Consider the following 17792-nt stretch of genomic DNA (forward strand, 5'->3'; position numbering starts at 1 on the left):
GTGCCAAGGCTACCGCGAACGCACCGCCGACTACACCCGCATGACTCCCCGAACGGCCGAGCAGACCTGAAAAGACCCTGACTGGGCGGTGGCGGCGCCCACAGGAGTGCGGGTGCCGCTAGGCTAGTGCCGTGACACCAATGGACCGCTATCGCGAGGCGATGAGTCGCGCCCTGTTCCTGGCCAATCGCGCCCGCGAGTCGGGCGACGTCCCTGTCGGCGCCGTCGTCATCGACCCCCTCGGCAGGATCGTCGGACGCGGGTGGAACAAGCGGGAAGCGGACCACGATCCCGCGGGTCACGCGGAGATCATCGCCCTGCGCGAAGCGGGGCGCACCCTCAACCGGTGGAATCTCGTGGGATGCACACTGATCGTCACCCTGGAACCGTGCACAATGTGCGCGGGTGCCGCGATCGCGGCGCGCGTGGACCGCGTCATATTCGGCGCATGGGACCCGAAGGCCGGCGCTGCGGGATCGCTGCGAGACGTCCTCCACGATTCGCGCCTCAACCATCGGGTCGAGGTCATTGGCGGCGTCCTCGGAAACGAGGCGACAGTGCAGCTCAAAGCATTCTTCGGAGACAAGCGGCAGACCGCGTCGGAGCCGACGGGCCGGGGCGCGCTCGCGCAGGCCCCAGTCGTCGAACCCGTCTTCGAGACGGTCGCCTCGTGGACCGAGGGTAGCCTCGACGAGGCCGGGGGTGAGGGCGCGCCGAAGGGTGAGGGCGCCCTGGTGAGTACCGATCCCAGCGATGCGGCGGAAGAGCCCGCTGCTGACGAACCCCCCGCCGCCGAGACCATGGTCGCCGAGGCCGAGTCGGCTCCCGAACCTTCGCCAGTCGACGCCCCCGACCCCGTGCCACCACCCCCGGCACCGGTCCCCGAAGCCGTGCCCCTCGCCGGACGCTCCATCGCCGGTGTCCCCGTCAGGTCGCGCCGACGAGGCTCCGCCCGGCACTGACAGTTCGGTACAGCGCATACTCGTCGGCCCGCCCCCGCACGAACGCGAGGGCGGGCCGACGAGTATCCGACAATCAACGGGTGCGCGAGTCCAGGATCCTCCACGCGCCGGTCAGCAGCATCGATGCGAGAACCCACTTGATGACGCCGCCGGGGATGAAGGGGATGACTCCCGCTTCCAGGGTCGCCCAGACGCCGAGGGTCTTCCCCATGGCGACGTGGAGGACCGCCCACATCCAGGGCACCCCGACGAGGAAGGGGATCGCAGAGGCGACGCCGAACGCCCCGAGTGAGGCGACCGGCCTGCGGTCGGCGCGGCGCTCAGCGAGGCGGCCGACGACCCATGCGGCGAGGATGAACCCCCCAATGAAGCCGAATGAGGGCTGGAGCATGTAGGCGGGGCCGCCGCTGAAATTCGCGAACCATGGCACGCCCGCCAAGCCTGCGAGCGCGTAGAGGGCGAGGGCAGATGCGCCGCGCTTGGCACCGAGCATCGCACCGATGACCATGACCCCGAGGGTCTGGCCGGTGATGGGCACCGGCCACATCGGCACGGACACCTGTGCGAGCAGTCCAACGGCGCACGCTCCGCCCACGACGAGCGCCGCATCCGATGCGAGCGAGCGGGCGGGAAGGAGACGGTCGGCGAAGACACGAGCGGGGGAGAGGGCCTGGGTGGTCATGGGGGATCCTTTCAGACGCTGGACGGAATAGGGCTGTGGGCGGGGCCGAACCCCGCAGTGAATGTCAGTCGACGGTGGCGAGGGCGTGACAGGTGACGAGGGCGAGCGCGTAGTCGCCGTCATGGGACAGGGAGGCGGACCAGACGAGGTCGACCCCCAAACGGGAGGCGAGGCGATCCAATTGCGAGTGCACCTCACCGCGGAATCTGAGGAGCGGGCGGCTCCAGCGATCGTGGACGGCCTCGATATCGCTCCACACGAGGTCGGATTCCCTGATCGCAGGCGCTTCACCCGCAATCAGCGACGACCAGGCCTTGACGGCGGCCTCCTTGGCGGCCCACCTCGCCGCGAACGAAGCCGCGCGCCGAGTGCGGCCGTCAGACGCCGAGGCGCCGCTCAGACCCTGACAGTAATCGCGCTCGCGGTCGGTGAACACCTCGGTGAACACCGACCCCGGTGCGTCGAGTTGAGCGGCGAAGGAGGGCACGTGGACGAGGTCGACGCCCACTCCGACGCGGACGCAGCATCCCGCGGGCGCTCCATCCTCAGGCTGGGGGAGGACAGAGGCGGCGGCTACCGCCAGCCGCGCCTCCACGCCTTCGCCCACACCGGGGCGGGCGAAGGCGGGAGCATCCCCCCGAAGGCCGTCGTGCACCCGAGGTGCGTTCGCCTCAGCGCCGCTCATCGTCAGGCCCCGTAGACGCCGTCGTCACCCAGGCGAGCCCGAGGATCGAGCAGAAGCGCCGCTTCTGCCTCGTGGGCGACCCCGGCGGGGAGCCTGCGACCCTCGATCGGCTCGAACAGGGCGATTCGACCCATCATCGCGTGCTCAAGGCGGGTCCGCCCCTCGCTGACGCGCTCAGCCGCGCGGGAGCGCCACGATGCCGCGGCATCCGCTCCGCGCTGCGCCTCGAGAGCCGTTTCGAAGGCGCTCGGGTGCACGAGGGCGACGAGGGCGGACACGTGTCCGAACCCGAGGGAGGTGAGCACGCCCGCGCGGACCGGGCTGGCCGTCATGTCGAGGGGGCGGCGCAGCCAGGTGAGCGGCGTGAAGGGCTTCATCTCCGGGTCGAGGCAGTCGAGCGCGCGGTTCCCGGGGATCACCTGATCGCGGAACACGTCGAGCAGGCCGGCGGTTTGGAACACCGCGGCGCCGCCCTTCGCGTGACCCGTCACCGTCTTCTGACTGATGACGTACAGCGGGTTGCCGGGCGTGCGGCCGAGCGCGGCCGACAGCGCCGAATGCAGATCCGCCTCGTTCGGGTCGTTCGCCTTCGTCGACGTGTCGTGCTTGGAGACCACAGCGACGTCATCCGCGCTCACGCCGAGGTCGGCGAGAGCCCTCGCGTACTGCGAGGACGCGCCCCCGCGGCCTGCGGCCATTGCGCCGATGCCGGGCGCGGGGATCGACGTGTGGGCGCCGTCCGCGAAGGAGCGGACGTAGGCGACGACGCCGAGGACGGGAAGCCCCATGTCAGCGGCGACGGATCCGCGGGTCAGCAGTACCGTGCCACCGCCCTGGGCTTCGAGGAAGCCTGCGCGCCTGCGGTCCCCGGCGCGGGAGAAGTGTCTCTCGGAGATGCCGCGGGCATACAGGGCGGCGGATTCAGCCGTCGCATTCATGTCGCCGAAACCGGTGAGCGATTCGACGGAGATGTCATCGATGCCTCCGGCCACGACGAAGTCGGACTTGCCGAGGCGGATCTTATCGACGCCCTCCTCGATGGACACCGCGGCGGTGGCGCAGGCGCCGACCGGGTGGATCATCTGACCGTAGCCACCGACATAGGACTGCATGGTGTGCGCGGCGACCACATTGGGCAGGGCCTCCTGGAGGATGTCCTGCGGACGGTCCTCGCCGAGGAAACGATCGAGGAACACTTGGCGCAGGGACTCCATGCCGCCGATGCCGGTGCCCTGAGTGGAGGACACGTCAGCGGGGTGGACGGCGCGCAGCAGCTCGGCGGGGCTGAAACCCGACGAGATGAAGGCATCGACCGCGGTGACGAGGTTCCATACGGCGACCCGGTCGAGGGCTTCGATCATGGAGGCCGGGATCCCCCACTTCGCGGGATCGAAGTCGTCGGGCATCTGTCCGCCGACGCTGCGCGACAAGGTGGCGCGGCGCGGCACCCGTACGGCGGAACCCGCGTTCTTGCGGACCATCCACTCGCCGCGCACGGGGTCGAACCACGTACTCGTGTGCGTCGGGTCGGCTGCGGCGTAGGCGGCGGCGTCCTCTTCGCTCAGCGCGGCGAAGACCTGGTCGGATGCGAGGTACACGGTCGCCACATCATCGGATCCCCCGTCGATGAGGGTCGAGTCGTCGCTGAGGCGGCGGATGCCGGAGCGGGCGATCACTTCGTCGCGGAAACGGTTGTACACCTCTTCCTCGGCGACGGGGTTGCCCGCCTGGTCGTACCAACCGGCCGAGGGGGTCTCCGCCCAGTGGAGGAGCCCCATCATCCACGCGAGTTCGAGGACTCCCGCAGCGGTGAGGTCGATCACGGAATCGGCGTTCTCCGCTTCGCGGCGCGTGCGCCCCGAACCCCAGGCGCTGACTTCGCCGACGCCGACGATGACGATCTGATCGTCGAGCGGCGCCGCGACCTCGCCCCATTCGAGGCGATCGGCCAAGCGGGCGTGCACGAGATTCGGCAGGGTCGCGATCATCGCTTCGTTGGACTGCTCAATCGCAGCGGGCTGGGACTGGGCTCGTGCCCGCTCCGCCGCGGCGAGGGCGGGCAGGTCGAGACCCGCATCGGCCAGTCCACCGGTGAGATCCGCATCGAGCGGAGTCTTCGCGGCCTCGCTGCGCGCCTCACGGGAAGCGAGGCAGATGAGGCGATCGGCGATCTCATCAGTCGTGAACACGTGGACGCCCGCGGCTTCGGCTGCGGGAACGAGGATGTCGTTACCGCCCATGAGGGAGGTCCCCTTCACCCAGCCGATCCTCGGGTGGGCGATCGAAATGCGCTCGGGCCAGCCCCGCTCATTGCCCCACTTGTTGACGATCGTGTCGAATGCGGCCTTCGCCTCCGCGTAGGCCCCGTCGCCGCCGAAGATGCCACGATTGGGGGAACCGGGAAGGATGACGTGGACGCGGTGACCGACCGCAGTGGATACGTCGAGGGCGGCGAGCTGGGAGATCGAGCGCTCGACACTCCACAGCAGCAGCCTCTCCTGCGCCATCGCCCCATGCGGATCCGAACCGACGAGGCCCATGACCGGAGGAGCGGCGAAGGGGAAGAACAGCGTCGGCAGCAGCGCGGGCTTGCTGACAATGGTCTGTGCGCCTGACGTCTCCGTCTGCTCGGTCGACACCCATGAGATGAGGGAGTCGACGTCGCGCAGGCTCGCCATATTCGCGGGCACCAGCCACAGGGCCGCACCGATAGAGGCGTGGCGCCGATACAGGTCCTTCGCGAAGGCGAGGCGCGCATCGTCGACCCTCGAAGAGGTCATGATGACGGTGGCGCCGCCTTCGAGGAGCCTGGCGACCAGTGCCGCCGCGATTGAGCGCGGTGCGGCTCCCGTGACGAGGGCGACATCCCCGATGAACTCGCCTGTCGGCTCGCGAAGCGTCGCGGCCGCAATCGAACGGAAGAACGCAGAGCGCCCGCCCTCGCAGTGATCGGCGTACCAAGTGGCGAGGTCGGCGAGGGAGGCACCCGCACCGACGAATCCGCCGATGAGCACATCCGCGGTGTCGAGCTGGCCGGAGAAGACTCGGGCGAGATCCTCGCGGGCGAGCGCCCAGCGGTCGTCGAGGAGCACCGCGCGGCGCGGATCGAACGCCGGGGTGACGGACTTGAGCCAACCGGCTCCCAGCTCCGCATCCACGGCGCGGACCAGGTTTCCCAAGTCCTCGGCCTCGGACGCCCGCGGCGCATCATCGAGTCCGAGAGCGGCGAGCATGTCGCGGGCCTGAGCGGCGAGAATGCCATTGGCCCCGAGAATCTTCTCCGTCAATTCGGTCAGAGCCGCAGAATCGACGACCCCGCCGCCCGCGGCTCCGCCGGACCCCGGCAGGGCGACCGACAGTCCCGCGTCGGCTGCGACGGCCGCAACCGCTGCATCGACGAGGGCGTCCGCCTCGGAGGCGGAGCCGACGGAGGCGGCCAGCGTCGTCAGGGAGCCCCCGCGGATGGAGTCGCCGTCGCGAGTACCCAGGAGGATCTGAGCGGAGACGCGATCCGCCCAGCCCTGGCCGAGGGACCATGCGCCGGTGACGCGGTTCGCGACGTGCGACGCATTGAGTCCGGCGCCGCCGAGGAGCTTGCGCAGGCGCTGCGACACAGCCTCGGCGAGGACGGGGCCGAATGCCCGGTAGGTCGCCGCAGTCGAATCGATGGTCGGCATGAGGGCGCCGATCGTCGCCTCGGCGGCGCCGTCGATGGAGGGCACGCCGAGTTCGGCGGCCATGTCCATGAGGAGTTGGTTGCGCTTCGAGGAGACGCCGTTCGTCAAGGAGTCGACAGTATCGGAGTCGTCAATCTGCTCGGTGCGGATCTTATTCGAGTAGGCGAGCAGGATGCGCACGGCTTCGGAGGCGCTCAGTGGCAGGTCGGGCACATCCGCGCCGGACACGGCATTCGCGTCGACGGGGGCCGGTGCCTCCGCGGGTACCGCCGCAGCAGCGGGAGCGACTCCGACGGGCGCCTCGGGCTCGGGCAGGGCCGGTGCGGCGGAGTCCGCCGCCTCCGCCGGAGCGTCCTCGGCCACGTCGAGGGGCGCTGCAACGGAATCTGAGGCGAGGACGCGGGCGGCGTCGCGCTCCACATTCCACACATCGACGATGCGACCGGAGAACTCGGAGCGGGCCAGCGTCTTCTCCGCGAGATTCGCCAGCGTCGGTGCGGTGCCCAGGCCGACCTCGATGAAGCGCTCAACGCCCAGGCCGTGCTCGGAGTCAAAGAGGAGGGCCTGCGTCTCAATCCACCTGACGGGGGAGGCGAATTGCCACGCGAGCAGCTCGACGAGGAGCGTGCGCCCCGTCTGGGCGGGGCGGGCAGCCGCATTGTCCCAATCCTCGACGAGGGCGCGCACCGCCTCGGAGGGGACGACGTCGAGGATCGACTCGGCGAACGAGCGCGTCACCTCGAAGGGGCGGGCAACGAGGTTGGGGATGTAGCGCCCCACGAGAACATCGAGATTGATGTCCTCGGGGATCATCGCCTCCAGCTTGGCGCGGAAGGGGACGACGCCGTCGCGCAGCTTGATCGAATGGAAGGGCACGTCGATGCCGGGGATCAGCATGAACGGGCGGCGCCCGCCGACAGCCTCGGCACGGGCCTCGGCGTCGAGGCGGAGCGCCTCAAGGCCTGCGACCGTTCCCGCCACCGCGTACTGGGTGTCGGCGAGGTTGAAGTTGACGATCTGGAGGAATTCCCCGGACGAAGCGGCGACCTCGTCCACATAGGCGCGCACATGCGCATCGTCGACGCCGAATTGGTTCGGGCGCAGGGCGCCGAGACGGTAGTTCGACTGGCCGCGCTCATCGCGCTCAACGAGGTGGTGCATCGCTGTTCCGCGCTGGAACACGATCCCGAGGACCTGCTCGAAGGGGAAGATCTCAGCACATGCGGCGAGCGCGTTGTACTCGCCGAGCGAGTGCCCCGCATAGAAGGCGCCGTCAACGAAGGCGCCGCGGGCCTTGAGGTCCTGAGTCTGGGCGTAGGCGAGGGTCGCAAGCGCCACCTGAGTGAACTGGGTGAGGTTGAGGACGCCGTCGGGGTGGCGCAGAACCTCACCGCCTAGGCGCAGTTCCTTCGGGTTGTCGGCGACGATCGCGCGGATGGAGAAGCCGAGCTCGTTGCGTGTGTAACGGTCGGCGCGCTCCCACACGTCGCGAATTGCGGGGGTCATGGACTCCATGCCCATGCCGGGGCGCTGGATGCCCTGCCCGGGGTAGGCGTAGGCGGTGACGGGTGCCTTGGTGATGGCGCGCCCGATAGACACGACCTCGCCATTGACGCGGCAGGTCGCCTCCAGAACGAGGCGCCCGGCGGAGGTGCCGACCCTGTCGACGGTGATCTCCACGTCGTCTCTCAGATCCACCATGCCGTGCATCTGATACGACCATCCCTCAATGGTGAGCTTCGGGGTCTTAACGGAGCGGATGACACCCGCGCGGGCGGGACTGTCGATCGCGGATGCGTCAGAGGCCTCGATGAGGTGCTGAGCGGTGGCGGACAGCCACATGCCGTGCACGAGCGGCGCATGCAGGCCCGACAGGCCCGCTGCGGCGGCGGAGGTGTGGATCGGGTTGAAGTCGCCGGACACATTCGCGAAGGCCGTCATATCCGCGGGCGCGGTGACGGTGGCGCGGCGGATGAAGGAGCGCGGGGTGTCGGTGATTTCGACGCCGGGCGCGAAGGAGGGAGCTGCACTGGGCGGCTGGGTGGAGCCGACGCGCCCGCGAATCGCGAAGCGCTCCGTCAGATGCGCGAAGACTGCGCCCTCGCAAGAGAGTTCCAATTCGACGCGGACGACGCGACCGGCGCTGGACTCGGCGAGTTCCGCACAGCGCGAAACGACGTCCACATGGGATCCCGCAGCGGGCAGGTCGGATTCGAGGACGACCGTGTGATCAAGGTGGACCGCGTTGACGAGACCCTCAATGACGGGGATGCCCTCATAGGTCGCGGTGCCCAGAGCCGTGTAGATCGCGGGCCAACACGGGCCGACGAGGGCGTCGGGGACGATGTCGGTCAGTGCGGCGCGCAGCGCCCCACCGGTGACGGCGCCGTGGGCGCGACCCAGTTCGGCGGACAGGGTGAAGGAATCGGTGACGGTCCCGAAGCCGCTGTCGGGGCTCACCTGCGGCATCTTCTCGATGCGGTCGCCGTTGACGGTCGTAGTCCCCACGCCTGCGGCTCCTGCCAGCAGGTCGTAGGCGGACACGCCCAGGCGCGCCATGTCAACGACCGGAACGCCGCCGGTCGCGCATGCGTCGGTGATGAGCAGCGGGATGAGGATCTCGCGTACCGCATGGGGGGCGTCGTCTCCAAGGGAATCCCACGGGGTCTCACAGTGGATGAGGATCCCGACACTGGGGCCGTCAGCCCCGTCCTCGATACTGATCGACGCGGAGTCGGGCATGATGTAGGCGGGATTCGCCACGAGGTTGCCTGCCCATTCAATCGAGGGGACCGCGCGCACGAATGCTTCGACACTGTCGGCATTGGCGAAGCGGGACCACACGGGGCGCGCCTGGGTGCCCCGAGCCTGCAGGTCCTCGACGACGGCCGCTTCGAATCGGGCGAAGAGTTCACCGACCGGCTCATCCACACGGTCGATGCCCGCGACGGAACGGGGGCCTGGGATGATGCGCACGGAGTCCGCGTCGAAGCGGGCATCCTGCGCCTGCCAGAGGGTGTCGGTGCCCCACCAGCGCGCCAGATCCGCGTCAAGTGCGGGGACGAAGGGCATCGGCTTGTGGTGCTTGCGGCACAGGTTCGTGAACCATGCGGCGTCGGCTGCGCACACGGGGGTCGTCGCCGCCTGCGGGTAGGCCTCCAGGAGGCGCTCCAGGGCCGCGGGCGCGTCGTCAATGGCGGAGGTGTCGGCGAAGAGGGTCGGGATCTGACCGTGGTCCGCATCCGACAGGCGCGCTTCGACGCGGTGGAACAGGTCGAGGACCCGGTCCGCCCACGTCCAGTCCGCCCACGGGAATGACAGGTCGACCACTCGGGTCACCCACTGCGCATAAGTCATCTCTTCGACGTCGCCGAAGTAGGGCTTCGCGGTCTTCGCGAGGGCCTCGATGATCTCATCGCGGCGCGCCGTGATCGCCTCGAGGTCGGTTCCGACCTCGTGAATGAGGCGGGAGGCCCGCGACGAGGAGTTCTCAATCTCGTGCATATCCGCGTCAAGGTGGGACAGACCGGAGGTCATGCCGCCGTTCGCGTCCCCGACGCCGACCCAGCCATTGCCGCCGACACCGGGGGTCTCGACGAGGAGCTTCTTGACCTGCGGGGAGGTGCGCGCTTCCAGGGTCGCCATTGCCGCAGTCCCCACGAGGACGGCGTCGACGGGCATGAGGGCGCGGCCGTGGGCGAGCGCCCAGGTACCGGTGATGAACTTCGCGGCATCCACGGGGCGGCCGATGCCGCCGCCGACTGCGAGCACCACATTGGGGGTCTCGCGGATCCTCGCGTAGGTCGCCAGGAGCAGATCGTCGAGGTCCTCCCACGAGTGGTGTCCGCCCGAGTGGCCGTCTTCGACCTGGATGATGAGGGTGAACTGAGGGTTGTCCTCGGCGATGTCGAGGGCTTGGTGGATCTGGTCGACGGTGCCGGGCTTGAGGCACACGTATTCGAAGCCGTCGGCCTTGAGCGAGGAGATGAGTTCCCTCGCTTCGTCGAGTTCGGGGATTCCGGCGGCGATCGTCACCGCGTCGATCGGGGAGCCCGCGCGGCGCGCCTTCGGGACGATCTTCGTGACGCCGAACTGCAGGTTCCACATGAAGCGGTCGAAGAACATGGTGTTGAAACCGGCGGTGCGCCCCGGTTCGAGGAGGTCCTCCAAACTTCGGCGGTTCTCGGTGAACACCTCTTCGGAGTACTGGCCGCCGCCGGCCATCTCCGCCCAGTTCCCTGCGTTCGCCGCCGCTGCGACGATCTCGGGGGACACGGTGGTGGGGGTCATGCCGGGCAGGATGATCGGGGACTTGCCGGTCAGGCGAGTGAACGCAGTATCCACGACGATCCTCCCGTCGGGGAGGGCGACGAGCCTGGGGGCGAAGTCCTTCCAATCCACTGCGGGTTCGATGACATGGCCGGGGGTGTCCAGGCGCATGCGTGCATCGAAGGTGGAGGCGTCAACGACCTGCGTGCCCGTTCCAAGCAGCAGCGGTGCGGTCAGGCGCCCCACCATCGGGGTCGGACCGAGGTCGAGGAAGTAGACGACCCCGGCTTCGCGGGCCCGTTCCACCTGCTCATCCCAGCGGGTCGGATGCGACAGGATGCGCGCGGCGAGGTCGAGCGCCCAGTCGGCGTTGATCCGCTTACCGGCGGCGTTGATCCGCTCGATCCACTGACCGACGAGGTCGAGGGCGGGCGCGAGGAGGGGGGAGTGGAAGGGAGCGCCGATGGGCAGCCAGTCGAATGCCGGCTCGTAGGGGGCGCCGCCGCGACGGTGCGCTTCGAGTTCACGGGTGTAGGCGGCGACGCGGGAGGTGATGCGCTCGCGGACCGTGTCGAGTTCCTCCGCGCGCCCCGACAGCACGAATGCCTGCGGACCGTTGACGACGCCGACGGACACGGAGTCGAGTCCCTCGCGGGCGGTTTCGATGAAATCGGCGGGAACACTGCGCACCGCGAGCATCGGGGTCTTGCCCGCGCGCGGCGTCACGCCCTCGATGAAAGCTGTGTGCTGGGCGGCTGTTCCGATGAGGATCGCGAGGGCGATGATGGCATGGATCGTGTCCGTGTCGGACTCGATGTAGGCGCGAGCGAGGTCGGCACCGAGCAGCCCCTGGGAGTGACCGAGGATCGCCGTCGGCTGCGAGGAGTGCAGGTCGAGTTCACTCTGATCGAGGTCGAGGAGGGCCGCGAGCTGGGTGAGGACGATGCCGGGGCCCGACACTGCGGGGGCGGAGTCGCCCTCGGCGGCGCCGTTGGCGGCGAGGATCGCGTCGAGCTGGTCGGATGCGCCGGGAGCGTGGGTGAGCAGGTCGAGGCCGACGGGGGCGAGGAGGCTCCGAGCGGCGTCGAGGTCGGCGTGCAGACGCTTCGCCTGGGACTCCATGGTGAGGGCCCTCTCGAGGCCGGGGCGCCATGCGGAGCCCTGGCCGCCGAGCATGAGCGCGTAGTGGGAGTCGAGGGTGGACAGGAATGAGGCAGTCATGAATGTGTTCCGTTTCGGTGAGAAGAGGGGGGATGTCGGGGCGGGCGCTACATGGGCGCGTTGTCGTGGACCTTGGGGCTGTGGACGCTCCGATCCTTGTGGGCGAGGAGGACGAGGGATCGGGCGATCGCCTCGCGCGTGCGCCCCGGTTCGATGAGTCCGTCGAGCTGACCGCCTCGCAGGGACAGATTTGGGTTGACGGAGTGCTTCTCGTACAGAGCCTGGTAGTGGGCGCGCTGTTCGGCGACATTGCGCCCCGCTTTGCCCGCTTCGGCGAGTTGGCGGCGGAAGACGATGTCGACGGCTCCCTCAGATCCCATGACGGCGATCTGGCTCGACGGCCATGAGAAATTGACGTCCGCGCCCAGGGACTTCGAGCCCATGACGATGTAGGCGCCGCCGAAGGCCTTGCGAATGATGATCGTGACGAGGGGGACATTCGCTGTCGCGTAGGCGGTGATGAGTTTCGCGCCGCGACGGATGATGCCCGCCCGCTCCTGCTCCGAACCAGGCCTGTATCCGGGCACGTCGACAAGGGTGACGACCGGCAGTCCGAAAGCGTCGCAGAATTGGACGAAGCGAGCGGCCTTCTCCGAGGCGTCCACGTCGAGCGTCCCTGCGTCGGCGAGCGGCTGGGAGGCGACGATTCCTGCGGGCCTGCCCTCGAAGCTCGCGAAACCGATGAGGACCGACGGGGCGAAGAGGGGCTGGACCTCGAGGAACTCCTCGTTATCCGCGATCGCCTCGATAACCTCGACCATGTCATAGGCCTGCTTGGGGGATTCGGGGACGAGGTCGCCCACGAGGTGGGCGTTCGGCGGAGTGCAGGTGAGCGGGTCGAACTCGTAGACCGGAGGGGCTTCTTCACAGTGCGAGGGCAGGTAGGACAAGAGGGTGCGCGCATAGTCGAGCGCCTCGTCCTCGTCCTCGGCGAGGAAGTGGGCGACACCGGAGATCGTATTGTGCAGGTCCCCGCCTCCCAAGTCTTCGGCGGCGATGTCCTCGCCGGTGGCGGCTTTGACGACGGAGGGGCCGGTGACGAACATGTACGACGACTTCTTCGTCATGATGATGAAGTCGGTGAGCGCCGGCCCGTAGACAGCTCCCCCGGCGCAGGGGCCGAGGATCACGGAGATCTGCGGCACCACGCCAGAGCATTCGGTGATCTTCTTGAAGATCCTGCCGTACTGTGCCAGAGCCGTGACCCCCTCCTGGATGCGCGCGCCGCCCGAGTCGAGGAGCGCGATGATCGGGATCCTCAAACTGAGTGCGCGGTCCATGAGTTGGAGGATCTTGTCGCCCTCCACCTGTCCGAGGGTGCCGCCCTGGACGGAGAAGTCCTGGGAGTACACGGCGACCGGACGCGAGTCGATGGTCCCGACACCGGTAATGACGGCAGAGCCGAGCGCCCCCTTCTCAATGTCGCCTCCTGCGAAGCGGTTCACTTCGAAGAAGGAGCCCTCGTCGAGGAGGGAGGCGATGCGCTCGCGGGCGGTCTGACGGCCGTGGGGGTGCTGGCGGGCGCGTGCGCGCTCCTCCGCGGCGGCGACGACTTCGTGGTTGCGCTCCACGAAGTTCGCGCGCGACACCATATCCTCGTCATCAATCGGGTCGAACGGCGATGCGCCGCCAATGCTGTCGGTACTCATGCGTCCTCCTTCGCGGGTGTTGCCGTGATGAGCAGGTCTCCGGTTTTGACGGTGTCCCCTGCGCTGACGTGGATGGCGGTGACGACTCCCGGCGCGGCGGCGAGGATGGGCTTCTCCATCTTCATCGACTCCAGGACCGCGACGAGGTCGCCCTCGGCGATGCTCTGACCGACCTTGCAGGTGATGCGGACGACGGTCGCCTGGATCGGCGCGGTGATCGACGGACCGGCCACGGCTCCTCCCGCCCCAAAGCTCTTGCGTCCGGACTTGCGAAGGATCTGTCGGCGCACCGGAGTCGGTGTTCCCGGCGCCTCGACGCGCTGGCGCCCGAACAGGCCCATGGGGACTTTGAGGGTCGTCCGCTTGCCGTCGAGTTCGATCGTGAAGGACTCCATGGCGTCCGGCGCGTCCGGCGCTGCGGGTACGGGCTGCGTCGTCGACGACAGGTTCGCCTTCACCTCATCGAGGAGGGCGAGGTCCTCCATCCACTTCGTGTACACGGCGAAAGGGTGTGAGTCGTGCGGCCAGCGCGCGACGTGCTCGGGCTCGTTCGCGTCTGCGGCGCGCCCGGCGAAGGGCGAGTCGGGGCCCGCGAAGTCCGGGTGCGTGATGATGCGGCTCAACAGCGGCGAGGACGTGGGCAGTCCCTCGACTGTGAATTCGTCGATGGCGCGGGCCAGTCTCGCCAGCGCGATCGCCCTCGTCGCACCGGAGACGATGAGCTTGGCGACGAGGGAGTCGAATTGGGAGCCGATGGAGTCCCCGTCCCTGATGAAGGAGTCGACGCGCACACCGGGGCCTCCCGGCCAGTTGATGCGGGTGATGGTGCCGGTGGCGGGCATGAGGTCGTTGGCGGGATCCTCCGAGGTGATCCGGACTTCGAAGGCGTGTCCGCGCGGTGCGGGCAACTCGCAGAGGGGCTCGCCCTGGGCGATCCTCAGTTGCTCCATGACGAGGTCGATGCCCGCGACCTCTTCGGACACCGTGTGCTCGACCTGGAGGCGGGGATTGACTTCGAGGAAGTAAACGTGGGCGTCACCGGTGACGAGGAACTCACAGGTGCCCACGCCGATGTAATCGACGGCGTCGAAGAGGGCCTTCGAGTAGGTGCGAATGGCCTCATCGACCCCGACGGGCAGATGAGGGGCGGGCGCTTCTTCGACGACCTTCTGATTGCGGCGCTGGACCGAGCAGTCCCTGGTCGTCACGACGGTGAAGGAGCCCGCTTCGTCGCGCATGCACTGCGTTTCCACGTGGCGCCCCTGCATCACCATTTTCTCCACGAAGCAGCCGTCGAGGGCGGCGGCGGATTCCAGGTCGGCGATGAAGCGCCGGGCGGCCTCGTCGTCGTCGATGCGGGTGATGCCGCGTCCGCCCCCAGCGTCCGCGCGCTTGACGAGGATCGGGTAGCCGTGGCGGCGTGCGAAGGACACGAGGTGGCCGCGCGCCTCGTCGAGGGAGGCGGGAAGGGGGCCGCCGGGTATAACGGGGACAGTGGAGGAGGCGGCGATGGTGCGCGCGGAGATCTTGTCTCCGAGTCGGCGGATCGCCTCTGACGAGGGGCCGATCCACGTCAGTCCGGCGCGTTCAACGGCGCGCGCGAAGTCGGCGTCCTCGGAGAGGAAGCCGTAGCCGGGGTGGATCGCGTCGGCACCGGACTTCTTCGCCGCCGCGAGGATCGCCTCGAAGGACAGGTAGGTGTCGGCGGGGGAGTCGGAGCCGAGGGAGAGTGCCTCATCGGCGAGGTCGCACGCTTGAGACAGCATATCCGCATCCGAGTAGACGGCGACGGTGGAGATTCCCATGTCGCGGGCGGAGCGGATGACGCGGACGGCGATCTCGCCGCGGTTGGCGATGAGGAGCTTGCGGATGGGGCGGCGACGCGAGCCGGTGAACGGTAGTCGGAGCCTCATGAGAGCCCTCCTTCCTGGTCGGGGATGAGGTGGGGTAGGTCGACGTCGCCGACGCTGATGGACAGGTGGGTGCCGTCGGGCCCTGTTGCTTCGAGCGCGCCGGCGGGGGAGATCCCCACGGGGGTGATCTCCTCGCGGGTGCCGTCGGGCAGGTGGACGGTGGTGGGCAGGCCGAGGCCGAGGTAGCGGTCGAGGTAGAGGTCGCGCCAGGATTGAGGCTCCGTGTCGAGGAGGCGGCCGAGGTGAGCGAAGAAGGAGGTGAGGATCGATGTCTTCAGACGATCGCGGTCCTCGTCTGCGGCGCCCGCGTCGAGGAGACTGGCCGCTGTGTCGGACACGTTGGCGGGCACCCGGTCGAGGTTGGCGCCGAAGCCGATGGCGACGCGATGCAGTCGCGATCCCTCATCGATGCTCAGGTGCTCGGCGAGGATCCCAGCGGCTTTGCGGCCGTTGATGATGACGTCATTGGGCCATTTGAGCCGGGCCTCGTGGCCCAGGTCGGCAAGGACGTCGGCGAGGGCGATGCCCGCGAGGAGGGTCGCCCAGGACAGGTGCTCATCGCGGATGCGGACAAGGGTCGCCGCGAGGAGGGAGTGGCCGTCCTCGTCGAGCCATGTGCGTCCGGAGCGTCCTCGTCCGTTCGTCTGGTGTCGGGCAACGACAGTGGTGAACGCCGACAGACTGGGGTCGGCGTCCACAAGGCGTGACAGTTCCGTCAGGGCCGAATCAACGGTTCCGACGAAGCGGATTGTCGGGGTGACACAGGTGTCGCTCATTGATCCCCACCCTGTGCGAGGGCGCGAGGATCACCAAATACACCTGTGTATCTTCGGCGGAATCCCGAGGAAAAGTCAGTTTCAACGCCCCGTCCGAATGACGGACGCGGCGCCGAGTGATTATCAGTTCAGGCGCAGTGTGAGACGCCCTTTCCATCTGATTCCATCGACGATGGCGAGAACGATCTGGTTCCCCGTTCGCGCATCTGCCATTTCTTCGATTTCTCGAACGGCGTCGGTGAGTTTCGATCCGGTGGAATCGAAGGCCTTCGCGGCGACCGCGATGACGCAGCCCCGACCGCCACCGGGAATCGCGACATCGGCGGGCGCGGTCCTCCCGCTGCGGCCTTCGAATCGTGTGCGGAGCTCGAATGGGAGCACCAGCTCACGTACGATCCTTTCGATACGGTCTTCGACTCTGCGCCCGGATTGACCCGCTCGGACGGCCGATGATCGTGTTCCTGCGCGTGCGACGAGAACATCCGCGAATGTATAGGTGCGATGTTGTTGACGATTGAGGAGAGCAATGAGGTGGAACTCATCATCGAGTCTGGCTATCAGCTCGGCGCTCGCCTCGCGCGCCACTTTGCTCCACGTGCCTGAGTTGAACCAGTGTCGCAGCTGATTCTTGAGTTTCTCCCTGCTCAAGCCGACGGCGAGGGCGAGGACGTACACGCGGTCCGGATGGTCGCACACCCAGGCCGAGAGGGAGTCGCGGTCGACGACTGGAAGCAAGTCGAGAGACGCCACTGAGTCATGAATGTCGCGGCCCTCGGCTGACAGTTCGGTCGGGTCGCTCCACGACGACAATCGATCGAGTGATGAGACGTAATCGTCGAAGGGGATGACATCCACAGTGTGCTCCTGTTGGTGTCACTGCGCGATGAGCACGTATTCCAGTGCTTCGCGCCGAGAGGCGTGCGAATGGGTGCCGATGTGATAGCGATGCGGAACCGTGATGACATCGGGTCGAGTCCCTTTGACGTTGCCGAGTATCGAGGTGAGGGGACCGAGGTCGAGGACCGCGTTGGACCCGTATGACAGCACGAGCGTCGAGTCCGAGTAGTGATCGAAGAGACTTTCGAGGGCGGTGCTGATAGTGAGGCGCGAGCCGAATGGGGTCGGTCTCTTCATCAGTTTGCGCGTTCGGGTGTTCTCCATGATCTCCGCACGCCCGTCTTGCCAGTAGTCCGACAATCCTTCGAGAAACCAATAGCGCTTGACGTAGTCATTGTCATCGCGGGGAGGCGCATAGGGCGGATCAAGGTAGACGACATCCGCACCCGTGGGCGCCGAAGAGGCGTCACCCCTGATCGCCGAGCACGGAGCGGATTCGAACACCGCTGCGTTCCACTCGTGAGCACAGGTGACGAACTGTTCGCGCAAGGGGGTGTGGAGCTGTGCGCGGCCGTCGTCGTACCGCAAGCCGGTGACGGTGAATACGTCACGCGGCTGTTTCCGGGCGGCGGCGAGTACGAGGGCGACGATCGCGAGTTCTCTGCGAGGGGAAGCCATGGTGTCGATGTGAGACCATGCTTCGTCAAGGAACCGCAGGTCATCTGCTGTGAAGAAAAGATTCTCGTAAGTCCGGGAGATGAAGTCGCGGCCGTCGACATTGGTACGGGATGTAATGCGGGCGATGTCGTCCGGGGTCAGCAGGTGGTCTTGATTGACGCACGCGGCAGTCGCAATGGCGACGGGGAAGCACAAATAGTCACTCGACGTCACGGAGTAACCCAACGACTTCAGAAGATAGGACACGACACCCGACCCCGAGAACGGATCACTCGCAGTGCGCCCCCCGAGTTGTGTAAACACATCGGAAAGAATGGGGAGGAGACGATACTTCAAGCCCATATACCTCAGGCGCGGATAGCGGGACACTTGTTCGAGAACACTCGTCTCATCCCAGTACCGTACAGCCGCAGTCCCAATCGCCATGCCCTCACTGTACGCGG

The 17792-nt window shown here is 67.8% G+C and carries 9 protein-coding genes; 1 reads left to right on the forward strand and 8 read right to left on the reverse strand.

The features are described from left to right. Positions 1-140 precede the first annotated feature (140 nt). Positions 141-962, forward strand: coding sequence for a tRNA adenosine(34) deaminase TadA (gene tadA, locus BQ7471_RS11725; RefSeq protein ID WP_083663356.1), 822 nt, complete (start codon positions 141-143; stop codon positions 960-962). Positions 963-1035: 73 nt separating this feature from the next. Here tadA and BQ7471_RS09420 read toward each other — a convergent pair whose 3' ends face one another. The 8 genes from BQ7471_RS09420 to BQ7471_RS09460 all read right to left on the reverse strand — a co-directional run bounded on the left by BQ7471_RS09420 (position 1036) and on the right by BQ7471_RS09460 (position 17775). After that, complete coding sequence (locus BQ7471_RS09420) at positions 1036-1644, reverse strand: biotin transporter BioY (protein WP_076465787.1); 609 nt, start codon at positions 1642-1644, stop codon at positions 1036-1038. 64 nt (positions 1645-1708) lie between these two features. After that, positions 1709-2329, reverse strand: a complete 621-nt coding sequence (locus tag BQ7471_RS09425) for a 4'-phosphopantetheinyl transferase superfamily protein (RefSeq protein ID WP_083663357.1) — start codon at positions 2327-2329, stop codon at positions 1709-1711. 2 nt (positions 2330-2331) lie between these two features. Then, positions 2332-11496, reverse strand: a complete 9165-nt coding sequence (locus BQ7471_RS09435; protein WP_076465794.1) for a type I polyketide synthase — start codon at positions 11494-11496, stop codon at positions 2332-2334. 47 nt (positions 11497-11543) lie between these two features. After that, on the reverse strand, positions 11544-13145 hold the full coding sequence (locus tag BQ7471_RS09440) for an acyl-CoA carboxylase subunit beta (RefSeq protein WP_076465796.1): 1602 nt from the start codon (positions 13143-13145) through the stop codon (positions 11544-11546). Continuing rightward, complete coding sequence (locus BQ7471_RS09445) at positions 13142-15058, reverse strand: ATP-binding protein (protein WP_076465798.1); 1917 nt, start codon at positions 15056-15058, stop codon at positions 13142-13144. Before BQ7471_RS09445 ends, BQ7471_RS09440 begins: the two co-directional genes overlap by 4 nt. Further along, entirely contained in the window at positions 15055-15834 is a 780-nt protein-coding gene (locus BQ7471_RS09450; RefSeq protein ID WP_076465800.1) for a biotin--[acetyl-CoA-carboxylase] ligase, read from the reverse strand. Before BQ7471_RS09450 ends, BQ7471_RS09445 begins: the two co-directional genes overlap by 4 nt. 123 nt (positions 15835-15957) lie before the next feature. Beyond that, on the reverse strand, positions 15958-16689 hold the full coding sequence (locus tag BQ7471_RS09455) for a hypothetical protein (RefSeq protein WP_205408286.1): 732 nt from the start codon (positions 16687-16689) through the stop codon (positions 15958-15960). Positions 16690-16707: 18 nt separating this feature from the next. Further along, a complete protein-coding gene (locus tag BQ7471_RS09460; protein ID WP_205408287.1) occupies positions 16708-17775 on the reverse strand; it encodes a DNA adenine methylase in 1068 nt (355 codons plus the stop codon). Between the last annotated feature and the right edge of the window lie 17 nt (positions 17776-17792).

It is taken from the genome of Actinomyces mediterranea, assembly GCF_900155595.1.
Lineage (GTDB): Bacteria > Actinomycetota > Actinomycetes > Actinomycetales > Actinomycetaceae > Pauljensenia > Pauljensenia mediterranea.